The following is a 13,901-nucleotide window of genomic DNA, read 5'->3' as shown; positions in this document are numbered from 1 at the left end:
CCCGCTTTTCCGTGGATTTACGGAACCTAGGCTCCGGTGAATGCCTCTCCTTCGACGACAGAGCAAGGCCCAGGAGGTTTTTCCGTTGCTGCCCGCCCTTTTCATATCCGCCGCCCGGCGCACCGACCGACCCACGAGCCCGGCACGCCCGGCCCGGCTCGCCCTGATGGCCGGCACCGCGGTGCTCGGCGTCACACTGACGGCCTGCTCCGGCGGCGCCGCGGCCTCCGGTCACGACGGCAAGGACCGGAGCGCCGGTCCCTCCGAGGCCGCGCAGACCCGTATCTCGGTGAACCTGCGGGGTACCGCGGCCGCCGCGGGCGGACCGGTCACGGTGACGGCTGCCGCCGGGAAGCTGCGCACCGTCACGGTCTCGGCCGACGACGGTGACGCCCTCACGGGTCGGCTGTCGCCCGACGGCAGGACCTGGACGTCGGACCGGCCGGCCGCGCCCGGCACCGCCTACCGTGTCGAGGCGAAGGGCGCGGGCGGCGGCAGCGACTCGGCCGGGTTCACCACGGCGGCGGCGGACAAGGTGAACAAGCTGACGCTCGCTCCGGGCAAGAACACCACGGTCGGCATCGCCCAGCCGCTGTCCATCGTGTTCGACCACCCGGTGAAGAACAAGGCGGCGGTCGAGAAGGCCCTCAAGGTCTCCACCTCGAACAACACCGAGGGCTCCTGGGGGTGGCTGCAGGACTACTCGGGCCGCGACCGCGTGGACTGGCGTCCCAAGGAGTACTGGAAGTCCGGCACCCGCATCACGCTCGACGCCGATCTCAACGGCGTCGACTCGGGCTCATCGGGCGGCTGGTTCGTCCGCGACTACGCGACGACGTTCACCGTCGGCAGCAGCCAGGTGATCAAGGTGGACCTGGACCGTCACCGCCTCGCGCTGAAGCGGGACGGCAGAACGGTCATGGACGTGCCCGTGTCGGGGGGCACGCCGGGTGGTGACAAGAGGTCCTGGCGGGGCACGGCCGTCCTGATGGCGAAGGAGGGCACGATCAACATGAACTCCGAGACGGTGGGCCTGGGGGACGCGTACGACAAGATGGTCGACTTCTCGATGCGGCTGACCTGGTCGGGCATGTACGCCCATGCCGCGCCGTGGAACGCCGCGTACTTCGGGGTGGCCAACCACAGTTCGGGCTGTGTCGGGATGAGTGACGCCAATGCTGCGGCCCTCTACCGGCAGGCCCGCGTCGGCGACCCCTTCGAGATCACCGGCGCGGACACCAAGGGCACGGTCGCGGAGGGCAACGGCTACGGGGCTTGGAACGTCTCCTGGGCCGACTGGCAGACCAGGAGCGCTCTCGGCTGACGGCGGGGCCCGGCACGCAGCTGACCTTCTCCCCGCCCGGCACGGGCCCTCACAGGCGTCCGTGCCGCGGGCGAGGAGTGATCACCGGCTGCTGCCGGACGAGCACCGTTCCCCGGGGCCGCCTCGCTCGGCGGATCCCGGCTACTGCGTTCCCGACATCAGCGTGCCCGGCTGGGCCGGGGCGACGCCCGTCGCTTCCGTCTTGGGGTTGCGACGCTGCCGCTTCGCCACCCAGGTGGCGAACCAGGAGAGCAGCATGCACATCCCGATGTAGATCGGCGAGATCACCATCACCACGGGGATGAAGGGCAGATCGTAGTCGAGGTTGGACGCGATGAGCTTCCCCGCGTGGAGGAATTCCTCGTAGGTGATCAGGTATCCCAGCGAGGTGTCCTTCAGTGCCACCACCAGCTGGCTGATGATGGTGGGCAGCATCGCGCGCACCGCCTGCGGGGCCAGGACGAAGGTCGTGACCTGCGTCTTGCGCATGCCCAGGGCGAACGCCGCCTCGCCCTGGCCGCGCTCCACCGAATTGATGCCGGTACGGAAGACCTCGGCGAGCACCGAGCCGTTGTAGAGCGTCAGTCCGGCGACCAGGGCCGGCAGCGGCTGCACCTTGAGGGCGACGAAGATGAAGAAGATCATCACCAGCACGGGCATGGCGCGGAAGAACTCGACGAGGATCGTCGCCACCCAGCGCACCGGCCTGTGGTCGGAGAGTCTCCCCACCGCGAGAACGGCACCGAGTGCCAGCGAGAGCACCGCGGCGTAGGCGAACGCCTTGAGGGTGTTGCCGAGCCCGCGCAGCAGCAGTTCCTGAATGCCCTTGTACTCGAAGGGCGTCCACTTGGCGCTGGTGAACTGGTCGGTGTCGAACAGCAGATAGATGACCCAGCCGACCAGGGCGAGGATCAGGATCGTCGAGATGATCCCGTACACGAAGTGCCGCTTGCGGGTCTGCGGCCCCGGGATGTCGTAGAGGACGGTCGCGCTGGGGGCGGAATGGGCGGTCATCGGGCGACTCCCCAGCGCTTCTCCAGCACGTTGAAGATCGCGCTGATGGTCAGAGTGATGATCAGGTATCCGACGGCGATCCAGACGAAGGTCCAGATGATGTTGTAGCCCAGTTCGTTGAGGGTCTTGTAGGTGCCGAGCAGTTCGGTGACGCTGAACGCCCCGGCGATCGCGGAGTTCTTGGCGAGCGCGATGAGCGTCGAGCCGATCGGCGGGATCACCGAGCGGAAGGCCTGCGGCAGCACCACGTTGCCGAGCGTCTGGCCGAACGTCATCCCGAGGCTCCGCGCCGCCTCGCCCTGCCCGGTCGGCACGGTGTTGATACCGGAGCGGAGCACCTCGCAGATGAACGCGGAGGTGTAGCAGCCGAGGGCGAGGATGGCGAAGACGTTGAACGGCAGTACCAGGCCGAAGCGCGGCAGGCCGAGCAGTACGGCGAAGAAGAGCAGGGTCAGCGGGGTGTTGCGCAGCACGGTCACCCAGACCGTGCCGATCACCCGGAGCGAGCCGACGGGCGCCACCCGGAAGGACGCCATGACGAATCCGAGGACCATGGCCAGGACCGAGGCGTAGAAGGTCAGCTCGACGGTCCCGAGGAACCCCTTGCCGTAGAGCGAGAAGTTGTCGGTGAGTACGTCCATGTGTCGTGGCCGTCCTCTCAGGTCGCCGGGTAGTTGTCGATGGGCGGCGGTTTCGGCGCGGGCACCCCGGAGAGCCCGAGCGTCGCCTCGAAGGCCTTCTTCCAGTTGCCGTTCTTCTCGTTGGTCTCCAGCGCGTCGTTGAGCGCGAACCGCAGCGCGTTGTCGCTGCGCGGGACGCCGATGCCGTACGGCTCCTCGGAGAAGGGCTTGCCGACGACCTTCATCTCGTCGGGCGCCTTCGCGGCGAAGCCCAGCAGGATCGCGTCGTCCGTGGTCACGACGTCGACCTGGTACGTCAGCAGGTTGTCGACGCAGATCGAGTACGTGTCGTAGGAGACCAGCTTCGCCTTCGGGTAGTCGGCGGCGATCCGCTGGTACGGGGTCGACCCGGCCGCCGAACAGACCGTCTTGCCGGCCAGGTCCTGCGGTCCGTGGATGTCGTTCTCGTCCGTGCGGACCAACAGCCCCTGTCCGGCCATGTAGTAGGGGCCGGCGAACCCGACGAGCTTCTTGCGCATGTCGTTGATGGTGTAGGTGCCGACGTAGTAGTCGATCTGCCCGTTCTGCAGGGCGGTCTCGCGGTTGGCCGAGGCGATGGTCTTGAACCTGATCGTCTTCGGGTCGAAGCCCAGCGAGGCCGCCATCATGCGGGCGATCTCGATGTCGAAACCGGAGTAGATCCCGGTGGCGGGGTCCTTCTCGCCGAGGTAGGGCTGGTCCTCCTTGGCCCCCACCCGCAGGTATCCGCGCTTCTTCGCGCTGGTCCAGGTCTTGGAGTCCGGCAGCCGGAAGGACGTGTCCACCTTGTAGACCGGCAGCGCCTCGGGCTGCGGCCCCTTCACCGGCGGGCTGCCGTCCTTGCCGCAGCCCGCGGCAAGGACGGCCAGCAGGAGACCGGCACAGGCGGCCAGTACTTTTCTCGTACGCAACACAGGGCCTCCCGTCAGTGCTTGAGGATCTTGGACAGGAAGTCCTTGGCGCGGTCGCTCTCCGGAGCGGTGAAGAAGTCCTCCGGGGTGCGGTCCTCGACGATGCGGCCGTCGGCCATGAAGACGACGCGGTTGGCCGCGGAGCGGGCGAAGCCCATCTCGTGCGTGACGACGACCATGGTCATGCCCTCGCGGGCGAGCTGCTGCATCACCTCCAGCACCTCGTTGATCATCTCCGGGTCGAGGGCCGAGGTCGGCTCGTCGAACAGGAGCGCCTTGGGGTCCATCGCGAGGGCGCGGGCGATGGCCACACGCTGCTGCTGTCCGCCGGAGAGCTGGGCGGGGAACTTGTCGGCCTGGCCGACGAGCCCCACGCGCTCCAGGAGTTCCCGGGACCGCTTGTCGGCCTCGTCCTTCTTCCGCTTGCGGACCTTGAGCTGCGCCAGCGAGACGTTGGCCAGCACGGTCTTGTGCGCGAACAGATTGAACGACTGGAAGACCATGCCGACTTCGGCCCTCAGCTGCGCCAGGCCCTTGCCCTCCTCGGGGAGGGGTCTGCCGTCGATGGAGATGTGACCCGACTCGATCGTCTCAAGCCGGTTGATGGTCCGGCAGAGCGTTGATTTCCCGGAGCCGGAGGGGCCGATGACCACCACCACCTCCCCGCGGCCGACGGTGAGATTGATGTCCTGCAGTACGTGCAACTTTCCGTAGAACTTATTGACGTCACGCAGCTCGATCAACGGATCGACGGCCATACGCTGCCCTACCCACTTATCGCTATGTCGAGGTCAGCGCAAACTATCCACCCCGGAAAGGGACTTCACACTCGACACGCGCAAATAGGGCATAAGGCGTTTTATCTCGTCGCACGGTGCGCGAGGCCCGGCGTCACCCCTCGGCCGACTCCGAGTACACCTGGGACAGCTCGGGGCTGCCGGTCATCGCCCAGTCCAGACCGGCCTCGACCACATCGATCTCGCGCCCCGAAGGCAGGCGCACCACGGGCTGACCGCTCGGCCGGATGCGCCACAGCGCCCCGGTGACGTTGCGCACCAGGACCGTGCCCAGGTAGAGCCCCGCGTCGTTGCCCAGCCAGGGCAACTCCTCCGGATCGTCGCGCCAGCGGGGCGGCAACTGGTCGAGCGCCGCCAACGAGGCCGGGCTGTCATCGAGTTCGAGGCCTCTCTCCCCCACCCGGACACGCAGCAGCTCACATTCGGCGAGCATCTCGGCCACGCCTTCCGGATCGGCCTCGACGGCGGCCGCGAGCCCCGTCCCCCGTGTTCCGTCGTGTCGCTTAAGCCAGTTGTCCAAGAAAGGGATGTTCATACCAGTCAGGGTCCCATCCCGGCCCGCATCCGCACCACAGGGCGCGCGGCCTGTCGTTCGAGTGCTGACCACCACGCGTACGCCCCGCGTTCACCCGGACACGCTCCCGCCCGGCGAACACACGGGCCGGGCGTGTACGCGGCGCGGCCGGACGAGCGAGCGATGCGGTCGTCCGCGTATGCGGCGCGGGTGGGGCCCGCGAGCGTTGCGGCTGGAGAGAGCGGATGAGAAGCGGGGTGGAGGAGCCGGGCGTCGGGCTGGTAGCTTCTGCCTCATGAGCAGCCCCGAGTCCGACAGACGCTAGCCACCGGTCCCCCGGTGGCTTCCCGCGTCCGAGCCTGACCGACTTCCCGCGTCAGGGCTGCCGCGCTGCCTCCGCCCGGACCCATGCGATGCGGGTCACGCCGGGCCCGGCGCACGGGCGCAGCTCTCCCAGCACTCCACACCCCGGAGTCCCCGCTCGGAGCCGGGCTCCGAGGCCCGGGGTCCTGCTCCTGCCGCTCCGGGACGCGACGCGCGCTTGACCGTGAGCGCTGTGGCCATGGCGCTGATCGCGACCGTCGCTCCGAGCGATCGTGGTGCTGATCGACCGTTGTACTGCCCGGTCGTTGTGCTGATCGACCGCTGAGCTGATCCGCCACGTTGCCGCTCGTCGTCACGGGCGGGCGCGGCCCGCATCCCCGACCGGTTCCTGTCCACCAGCCGTCCATGGGGTTCTTCATGCCGTTTTCCGTCTACGCTCTCGGGCTCGCCGTCTTCGCCCAGGGCACTTCCGAGTTCATGCTGTCCGGTCTGCTGTCGGGCATCTCCGCGGACCTGCGCGTGTCCATTCCCGCCGCGGGCCTGCTCACCTCGGCGTTCGCCGTGGGCATGGTCCTCGGGGCGCCCGCGATGGCGCTCCTGGGCCGCAACTGGCCGCGCCGCCGCGCCCTGTTGTCCTTCCTCGGCGTCTTCGCCGCCGTCCACGTCATCGGTGCGGTCACTTCGAGTTACGGGGTGCTGCTGGCGACACGCGTCGTCGCTGCGATGGCCAATGCCGGCTTCTGGGCCGTCGCCCTGGTCACCGCGGTCGCCCTCGCCGGACCCGCGGCGAGGGCGCGGGCCACATCCGTGGTGGTCGGCGGTGTCACCGTCGCCTGTGTGGCGGGAGTGCCCGCCGGAGCATGGCTGGGCGAGCAGTGGGGGTGGCGTGCGGCGTTCTGGGCCGTGGCCCTCGTCGCGCTGCCGGCCGGCGCCGTGATCGCGGCGACGATCCCTGCGGGGCGGCCCACGGCCTCCCTGCCGAGCGCGTACGCCGAACTGCGGACGCTGGCCGGGTCGCCGCTGCTGCTGGCCCTGCTGACGAGCGCGCTCGTCCAGGGAGCGACCTTCTGCGCGTTCTCCTACCTCGAACCGGTCGCCCGGCACGTCACCGGACTCGGTGCCGCGTGGGTGCCCGTACTGCTCGCGCTGTTCGGTGTGGGCTCGTTCATCGGGGTCGCCGTCTGCGGCCGGATCATCGACTCCCGCCCCGTCTCCCTGACCGCGGCCGGCCTGGCCGCTCTGGCCGTCGGCTGGGCCCTGTTCGCGTCCGGCGCCGGCAGCCCCGTGGCGGTGGTCGCGCTCGTCCTCGTCCAGGGCATGCTCGCCTTCGGCACCGGAACCGCGATGATCTCGCACGTATTCCGGCTGGCGGGCGGTGCGCCGACCCTGGCCGGTTCGTTCGCCACGGCGGCGTTCAACGTGGGCGCGGCGGTCGGGCCCTGGCTGGGCGGACTGGCGATCGGCGCGGGCTTCGGCTTCCGCTCGCCGCTGTGGGTGAGCGCGCTGCTCATGGTCCTGGCGGTCGGGACCGCGGCGGCCGCCGCCCTCGCGACCGTACGGGCTCAGGTGCCAAGCGTGGACGCCTGAGCCCTGGCGCCGCCGCTCAGAGGTCGAGGTCGACGACCACCGGCGCGTGGTCGGAGGCGCCCTTGCCCTTGCGCTCCTCGCGGTCCACGTAGCTGTCCTTGACGGCGGCGGTGAAGGGGGCGTTGCCGTAGACGAGGTCGATACGCATGCCCTTGTTCTTCGGGAAGCGCAGCTCGCGGTAGTCCCAGAAGGTGTACGGGCGGTCGTACTTCAGCGGCCGGGGCATCACGTCGGCGAGGCCCTCCTCGCGCAGGGTGGCGAGGGCGGCCCGCTCGGCGGGAGTGACATGGGTCGCGCCCTCGAAGAGGGCCGGGTCCCACACGTCCTCGTCGGTCGGGGCCACATTGAAGTCACCGAGGACGGCGAAGGGCAGCGCCCCCGCGGCATCCGCCGCCACCGCCTTCTGCAGCGCCTCGAACCAGCGCAGCTTGTAGGCGTAGTGCTCGTGCTCGACCTCGCGGCCGTTGGGGACGTAGACCGACCAGAGGCGGACCGGGCCGACGGTCGCGCTGATCGCCCGGGGTTCCTGCACGCCGTCGTAGTCGGGGCCGCCGGGCAGCCCCGTCACGACGTCGGCCAGACCGACGCGGGAGACCAGCGCCACCCCGTTCCACCGGCCCGTGGCGTTGACCGCGGACTCGTATCCGAGCTCGCGGAGCGCTTCGGCCGGGAACTGCTCGGCCGTGCACTTGGTCTCCTGGATGCACAGCACGTCCGTGCCGGTGCTCTCCAGCCAGGCCAGCAGCCTCGGCAGGCGGGCGGTGATCGAATTGACGTTCCAGGTGGCGATGCGCATGTAGGTAAACCTAGCGGCTCCCACTGACAGTCGCCGGGGCGGCGCCCGTCACACGCCGGTCGACTCCCCCGGGGCCAGCCGGGCATGGTCGGCGCCGCCCAGGTTGCCGATGTGGGTGTCGTAGATCGGGCGGGCCAGATCCGTGAGCAGCGCGTCGTGGATGTCGATGGCACGGCGCGGCTTGACCTCGCGCACGTAGTCGATGACCTCGGAGATCTTGTTCCAGGGGGCCATCACCGGGACCATCAGCGTGTCGACCGGCCGCTCGGGCACGGTGAGGGCGTCCCCCGGGTGGAAGACGGAACCGTCCACCAGGAAGCCGATGTTCGTGACCCGCGGGAGATCCGGGTGGATCACGGCATGGAGCTCACCGTGCACCTGGATGTCGAATCCGGCCGCCGAGAAGGTGTCGCCGTGGCCGACGGTGTGGACGCGCCCCGGGAACGCCGCGGCGAGCTGCCCCGCCACGCTGCGCAGCGTCCAGATCTCGGCGGCCGGGTCGGCCTCCAGTCCGGCCCGCAGCCGCTCCTCGTTGAAGTGGTCGGGGTGCTCGTGCGTCACCAGGATCGCCTCGGCGCCGATCGCGGCGTCCCCCTCGGAGAACCCGCCCGGGTCGATGACGAGCGTGCGCCCGCCCTTCTCCAGTCGGATGCAGGAGTGGGACTGCTTGGTCAGGGTGAGCGCGAGCGGCTCGGGGTTCTGGGCGTTCATACAGCCCATCCTGCTACGCGGGCGGCGTCGTTTCCGCCTGAATCACGGACTGGGCGATCGTGAAAGCGGCACTCGCGGCGGGAATCCCGCAGTACACGGCCGTCTGCAGCAGCACTTCCCTGATCTCGGCCGGGGTGAGGCCGTTGCGCAGAGCGGCGCTGACGTGGGCCGCCAGGCCCTCCAGATGTCCGGAGGCGACCAGAGCGGTGAGCGTGACGCTGCTGCGGGTGCGCCGGTCGAGACCCTCCCGGCGCCAGACCTCGCCCCAGGCGTAGCGGGTGACGAGCTCCTGGAAGTCGCCGGTGAAATCGTCGGAGGCGGCCATGACGCCGTCCACATGGGCGTCACCGAGCACCTCACGGCGAATCTTCATGCCCGGCCCGTACGGATCGGGGCGCCCGCCGGTCTCCGCCTCGGGCTGCACGGTGCCGGTGGTGAGCTCCGCGACGGGCAGCACGGGGGCGGAGAGCCTCGGCACGAACGAGGGGACGGGAATGGCGGCCAGGGTGTCCTGCCAGGCCGTGGAGAAGTGAGTGAGCAGGAGGTCGGTGACGGCTGCCGGCTGCTCGACCGGGGCCAAGTGGGAGGCGCCCGGGACGAGAGCGAGCCGTGCGTCCGGTATGCCCGCGACCAGGGTCCGGGCGTCGCCGGGACCGGTGACCTGGTCCTCGGCGCCGACCAGGACGAGCGTGGGAGCACCGATCCTGCCGAGATCGGTCCGGATGTCGAAGGCGGCGAGTGCCTCGCAGGCGGCGATGTAGCAGCCGGGGTCGGTGGTACGCACCATCTGGACGGCCCACTCGACGATGGCGGGCTGGGCGGCGGCGAAGCCCGCGGTGAACCAGCGCTCCGGCGCGGTGCGGGCCATCGGCTCCAGTCCGTTGGTGCGGACGATCACCCCGCGCTGGCGGAATTCGTCGGCGCTGCCGAACCGGGGCGAGGACGCGACCAACGCCAGCGAGGCCACCCTCTGCGGGTGGCGCAGCGCGAGGTCGGCGCCGATCGCGCCGCCGAGCGAGCAGCCCGCGTAGCCGAAACGCTGCACACCGAGGCTGTCGAGCGTGGCCACCAGCCGGTCGGCGAGCTCACTGACGGAGGTGGCGGGGTGCGCGGGCGCGCCGCCGTGTCCCGGGAGGTCGTAGCGGAAGACTCTCCAGTGCTGGGTGAGCTCGGGTATCTGGCGGTCCCACATGTGCCAGGTGGTACCGAGGGAGGGGCCGATCACCAGGACTGGTGCGTCTTCGGGCCCGTCAAAGCGGTATTGCAGGGTGTTCGGGGGTGTCTCGCTCACCCGCCCGACCCTCTCATCTGTCACGAGATGTCACATCGCCGGGGTGGACCTAGTCGGGCCTTGCCCCGTTCCGGCGCTGCCAAGCCTGCCGCCGAGAGTGGTCCGCAACCAGCAGCCGGACTCCGAACCAACCTCGATTCTGCTGGCCATGCGGCTCGGCAAGTCGCACGGCTGGCAGTCCGCATCGCTCACGCTTGCCCCTCCGCCGCAACCCCGTGCAGGCCATCCCAAGTGGTGGCGGCTCCACGAAGATCCTCCACATCCGGCTTGACGTACCACCGCTTGGTCGTCTTGATATTTGTATGCCCGGCCCATCGGGCGAGGATGTGATCCGGGACACCGTTGTTGGCCAAGAAGGTGAAGCACGACGAGCGTGCGTCGTAGATCCTGACGCGGCGGAGCCCGAGAAGTTCCATAAGCCGGTACGCGCGTCGGCGAAGTTGCTTGATCGTAAAGGCATCGCCCGCCTCGTGCACCAGCACGTAGCCGGAAACCGTGTACGCCTCCCCCAGAGCGAGCCTCTCATCGGCTTGGAGAGCCCGGAATGCTTTGAGGGCGCCCAGCACCAGGGCCGGCAGCGGCAGATCCCGCTCACCCGCAAGAGACTTGGTGTCCTTCTCCACCACGTACCCGTTACCCATCATCGTGCGCGTGTTGGCGATAACGATCGTGGCATTCTCCAAGTCAACATCTTCCCACCGGAGGCCGCAGACTTCTGCTGGACGAAGCCCCATCAGCGAAAGAAGGAGCGCAGCATAGAGACGCTCATCCCTAATGCCATGGATGAACTTTTGAACCTCCTGGACGTTCCAGGGCGGCACCTCCTCTTTCCTCTTCCGCTCCTCCTTGCGCGCCCTCCGAGGAATTACCACATGGGCAGCGACATTGACGTACAACAATCGCCGGGTAACGGCTCTCCCCAGCGCTTCCTTCAGTCGAGCGAGGCTCATATCCACACTGGTGACACTGAGCGACGTTCCGGCCCTTTTGCCACGCACACGGCCATGCGCCAGCGCCCAGTCCCGCCACTCTTCCACGTGCTCTTCAGTAAGGTCCTGGAGGCGGATATTGCCGAGCCTCCCACGAACTCGGTCAAGGGTAGTCCTGTAGTTGTAGATGGTGGTTTCTTCGAGGTCTTCCGCCTTCATGGCCAGCCATCGATCGAGCCACTCATTCACGGTGATCTTGTTGGGCGGCACAAGCGACCCTTCATGCCGCCGATTAGTTATGTTGGCGTACTCAGCCTTAGCTTCCTTCAAGGAGTCGAAGGTGCGCCTCAACTGCTTCCGCTTCCCAGTTTCGGGGTCGATTCCTACGTCGACAACAAATCGGTATCTAGCCTTCCCCTTCGAGTTCGGCGGAAGTCTCTTGATGGGATCGGGCAGAACACTCACTCTCCTCGGACAGGCGGACGCTTCTTCACAACGCCACTAGGCGAATTGATGGCCCCATCCGCTACGGCTCCACCGCCAAGCACAGCCGCGTGCGAACTCCCTCAATGGTCTGCACGATCCCCGGTTTCGGTAACCGGGGATCGTGGCCTATATTTCGCCCCGCATCCGGGGGCTACGACGTCAATCGGTAGGACCTGAGCGCGGGGTGCACGTCGTCTTCGACCAGGGCCACGAGCCCGTCCTCGGTGAGTCGGCTGAGGTTACGGGTCACGACGCGTTCGGGGGCACCGACGGCTTGGGCGATGCCACGGGTCTCAGCACCTGGGTGGGCCGCGACGTATGCGAGCACCATCAGGTCTTGGCGATACCCGCGTTGCACCAGATCCTCACCGAAAAGCCCGGCGGCACAGACGCAGAGGCACAAGGCCGTAGAGAGGGCGGCATAGTCGGCTCTCGCCTGGGCAGTCCAGGCGTTCACAGCGCCGAGCGCGAGGAGGATCGGAGCGGTGAAGCGGGCCGAGCGAAGTGCGGATTTCGACAGGTGAGCCTCCTTGGTAGGGAACGTGACACGGAGACACGGGGCGGGTACCGGGTTCCGGGGCGGTCGGCATCCTCACCACCCTCGATGTCTCTGACCTGGTGTTTTCCGGGGAGCTTGTACGTTGACATGGTCCCCTGGGTGGTTCCAGTCCCTTGGGGCTCTTTCTCGTCTGCCGTGGGCGAATGCCCTGCCGACGCCCCGCGTGAGGCGTGCGCCGCCCCGGACCTATCCAGGCGGAAGGAGCATGCCGGCACCACCGACACACGAAGGCTCTGCGCGACCTCGTCGACCACGGCCTGGTCGCCTCCGGCCGGCGGAGCGAATTTGACGTCACTGCCGTGCCGCCCTCGGGGCGAACGCGGAGGCGATGACGTCCGGCGTGGTCGTACACGGCGCACACAGCGCACGCGGTGTGGCAGTCGCCTCCCAGCGCCCTGAGAACGCCCAGCTCGATGCGCAGCGGGCGCTGGACGGCGGGGGCGTGGCTGAGCTCCAGGAGCTGACAGCGACCGAGTCGCCAACACGGTGTTCGACGATTACAAATCGGCGCCTGTGGCGACAGGAGGCATCGGCGGGAAGTACCGGCGTGTGCCGTACCACCTGCCTGACTCAGAGCCGCTGCCAGCGGGCCTGAGCCGTGAAGGCGATCTCACTTCTGGACATGGGCATGCAAAACGCCGTTTTCAAGCCAACGTCCGGCGCTCGGGGTCACACAGTCCCTCAGAGCCTGGATCATGGCCATCTCTCTTCTTCTCATGGTCACCGGGACGGGACTGGTTGCCGAGAGTGCCCGGAGACCAGGCAAACTAGCGGCGTAAGTGACCCAAGCAGATGCTGACGTGGAAAGGCGTGGACTGAGCTCATGACCGGGAGCCCCACTCAGATTGGCCGCTATACGGTGGCTCGGGAGCTCGGCTCCGGCGGCATGGGCGAGGTATATCTCGCGTACTCCCCCGCGGGCTCTCCCGTAGCTGTGAAGGTCATTCGCACCGACAAGCTGGACCCGGTCACGCGAGCGCGCTTCGAGAAGGAAGCTCTGATTGCTCGCACAGTGATCGGCACCAACCGGGTGGCGCGCTTCCTGGATGCTGATCCGTTCGCGGATCGTCCGTGGCTGGCGATGGAGTATGTGGCCGGCCGGACCCTGTTGGACTGCGTGGATAGTGACGGCACGCTCCCACTGCCGTTGGTGGCCAGCCTCGGCGCGCTCCTCGCCGAAGGGCTGAGTGCCGTGCACGATGCGGGGCTGCTGCACCGAGACCTGAAGCCTCAGAACGTCATGCTGGGCAGCGAAGGCCCGATAATCATCGACTTCGGACTCAGTGCGTTCATGGACGCTGCCAAGGACACGCTGTCACATAGCGGAATGATCATCGGGACCGTGCGCTGCATGCCCCCGGAGCAGGCGAGCGGGCATCCGCAGGTGACGCCGGCGGCGGATGTGTACGCACTGGGCACGGTCCTCCTATACGCCGCGGCCCGGCACTATCCGTACGACGGACACCAGTGGGAAGCCGTCGCCATGCAGGTCTCGAACCCGGAGATCGGCCCGGACCTGAGCGGTGTGCCGGAAGGCTTCAAAGAGCTGCTCGCAGCGATGCTCGCTCACACGCCGGAAGGCCGGCCCACTCTGGCCAAGGTGGCGGACGCCTGCGCGGATCTCATGAAGGCAGCGGGCAGGACGCCCGCCGACGCGCGGCTCGCCCTCATCGACCGCACGACAGCAGCTGGCGGGAACACTCCGACGCCGGAACCGTCCTCTGCATCGATCGAGAAGCTGATTGATGAGCAGGCCGCGATCGTGGACCCGCACAACCTCGTCAGCCCACTCGACATTCGGCCTGCGCCTGAGGAGCCGGAAGCCGACGAAGAACTGGTACCTGAGCTGCCCACGCCACCTGTGAGGCCAAAAGCTCGCACTCAGCGGGAGCGGCCGGTGGCGTCGCAGCGGGTGGCGGGCGAACTGCGGGAGCAGTACGCGGTGAATTCCACCCTTTGACGGCCCGAGGCCGCTATTGCCTGGTGGGAGACTTGCTGG

Annotated in this window: 13 protein-coding genes; 3 read left to right on the top strand and 10 right to left on the bottom strand. The window is 68.3% G+C overall.

Annotated elements, in window-relative coordinates:
* Window positions 1–103 precede the first annotated feature (103 nt).
* A complete protein-coding gene (locus ACGFZA_RS10390) occupies window positions 104–1,324 on the top strand; it encodes an Ig-like domain-containing protein (RefSeq protein WP_393678892.1) in 1,221 nt (406 codons plus the stop codon).
* A 141-nt stretch (window positions 1,325–1,465) separates the two neighbouring features.
* On the opposite strand, the gene ACGFZA_RS10385 is transcribed toward ACGFZA_RS10390, so the two are convergent.
* The 5 genes from ACGFZA_RS10385 to ACGFZA_RS10365 form a co-directional block, all read right to left on the bottom strand.
* Entirely contained in the window at window positions 1,466–2,338 is an 873-nt protein-coding gene (locus ACGFZA_RS10385; protein WP_385272787.1) for an amino acid ABC transporter permease, read from the bottom strand.
* Window positions 2,335–2,979, bottom strand: a complete 645-nt coding sequence (locus ACGFZA_RS10380) for an amino acid ABC transporter permease (protein WP_385272790.1) — start codon at window positions 2,977–2,979, stop codon at window positions 2,335–2,337. The genes ACGFZA_RS10385 and ACGFZA_RS10380 overlap by 4 nt, the downstream gene beginning before the upstream one ends.
* 17 nt (window positions 2,980–2,996) lie before the next feature.
* The gene (locus ACGFZA_RS10375) at window positions 2,997–3,908 is read right to left on the bottom strand and encodes a glutamate ABC transporter substrate-binding protein (protein ID WP_385272793.1); all 912 of its coding nucleotides are present in this window, start codon (window positions 3,906–3,908) and stop codon (window positions 2,997–2,999) included.
* A 14-nt stretch (window positions 3,909–3,922) separates the two neighbouring features.
* On the bottom strand, window positions 3,923–4,666 hold the full coding sequence (locus ACGFZA_RS10370; protein WP_385272796.1) for an amino acid ABC transporter ATP-binding protein: 744 nt from the start codon (window positions 4,664–4,666) through the stop codon (window positions 3,923–3,925).
* Between the two features lie 133 nt (window positions 4,667–4,799).
* Window positions 4,800–5,240, bottom strand: coding sequence for a DUF6278 family protein (locus ACGFZA_RS10365; RefSeq protein WP_385272799.1), 441 nt, complete (start codon window positions 5,238–5,240; stop codon window positions 4,800–4,802).
* Between the two features lie 720 nt (window positions 5,241–5,960).
* Here ACGFZA_RS10365 and ACGFZA_RS10360 point away from each other — a divergent pair.
* A complete protein-coding gene (locus tag ACGFZA_RS10360) occupies window positions 5,961–7,130 on the top strand; it encodes a Cmx/CmrA family chloramphenicol efflux MFS transporter (RefSeq protein WP_393678628.1) in 1,170 nt (389 codons plus the stop codon).
* 16 nt (window positions 7,131–7,146) lie between these two features.
* On the opposite strand, the gene ACGFZA_RS10355 is transcribed toward ACGFZA_RS10360, so the two are convergent.
* The 5 genes from ACGFZA_RS10355 to ACGFZA_RS10335 all read right to left on the bottom strand — a co-directional run bounded on the left by ACGFZA_RS10355 (window position 7,147) and on the right by ACGFZA_RS10335 (window position 11,701).
* Entirely contained in the window at window positions 7,147–7,926 is a 780-nt protein-coding gene (locus tag ACGFZA_RS10355; RefSeq protein WP_393678627.1) for an exodeoxyribonuclease III, read from the bottom strand.
* A 48-nt stretch (window positions 7,927–7,974) separates the two neighbouring features.
* Window positions 7,975–8,637, bottom strand: a complete 663-nt coding sequence (locus ACGFZA_RS10350) for an MBL fold metallo-hydrolase (RefSeq protein ID WP_385272808.1) — start codon at window positions 8,635–8,637, stop codon at window positions 7,975–7,977.
* Window positions 8,638–8,650: 13 nt separating this feature from the next.
* Window positions 8,651–9,928 carry an alpha/beta fold hydrolase gene (locus ACGFZA_RS10345; protein WP_393678626.1) on the bottom strand — a complete coding sequence of 426 codons (1,278 nt, stop codon included), beginning with the start codon at window positions 9,926–9,928 and terminating at the stop codon, window positions 8,651–8,653.
* Window positions 9,929–10,116: 188 nt separating this feature from the next.
* A complete protein-coding gene (locus ACGFZA_RS10340; protein WP_330830083.1) occupies window positions 10,117–11,322 on the bottom strand; it encodes a tyrosine-type recombinase/integrase in 1,206 nt (401 codons plus the stop codon).
* 172 nt (window positions 11,323–11,494) lie between these two features.
* Window positions 11,495–11,701 carry a winged helix-turn-helix domain-containing protein gene (locus tag ACGFZA_RS10335; RefSeq protein WP_393678625.1) on the bottom strand — a complete coding sequence of 69 codons (207 nt, stop codon included), beginning with the start codon at window positions 11,699–11,701 and terminating at the stop codon, window positions 11,495–11,497.
* Window positions 11,702–12,725: 1,024 nt separating this feature from the next.
* Here ACGFZA_RS10335 and ACGFZA_RS10330 point away from each other — a divergent pair.
* Window positions 12,726–13,862: a serine/threonine-protein kinase gene (locus ACGFZA_RS10330; RefSeq protein ID WP_393678624.1), complete on the top strand. Its 1,137-nt coding sequence runs from the start codon at window positions 12,726–12,728 to the stop codon at window positions 13,860–13,862.
* The last annotated feature ends 39 nt before the right edge of the window (window positions 13,863–13,901 follow it).

The sequence above is a fragment of the Streptomyces sp. NPDC048211 genome (genome assembly GCF_043202315.1).
In the GTDB taxonomy this organism is placed as follows: domain Bacteria; phylum Actinomycetota; class Actinomycetes; order Streptomycetales; family Streptomycetaceae; genus Streptomyces.
This window is presented reverse-complemented; position numbering and strand designations above follow the sequence as displayed.